General features: G+C 57.7%; 1 pseudogene. It reads left to right on the plus strand.

Annotation, left to right across the window (positions count from 1 at the left end):
- Positions 1–220: pseudogene (locus AF337_RS44370) on the plus strand (sel1 repeat family protein); the annotation flags it as partial.

The following is a 220-nucleotide window of genomic DNA, read 5'->3' on the forward strand; positions in this document are numbered from 1 at the left end:
CTACCAGCTGGCCTATGACGGCGGAGACGAATCCGCTGCAAATCCTCTTGGGCTCAGCCATTTCGACGCGGGACGCGCCAAACTCGCGCTGGAATGGTTCCGGAAAGATCGCCATTACCCGATATCGTCGCTCTATTGGCAATACAGGACGATCGAGGCGCATCCCCATTTGGCGCGATATGCCGACGAAGCCGACGAGATTCTGTTGGCAGCAGACGAT

Source organism: Rhizobium ecuadorense, assembly GCF_001187535.1.
In the GTDB taxonomy this organism is placed as follows: Bacteria; Pseudomonadota; Alphaproteobacteria; order Rhizobiales; family Rhizobiaceae; genus Rhizobium; species Rhizobium ecuadorense.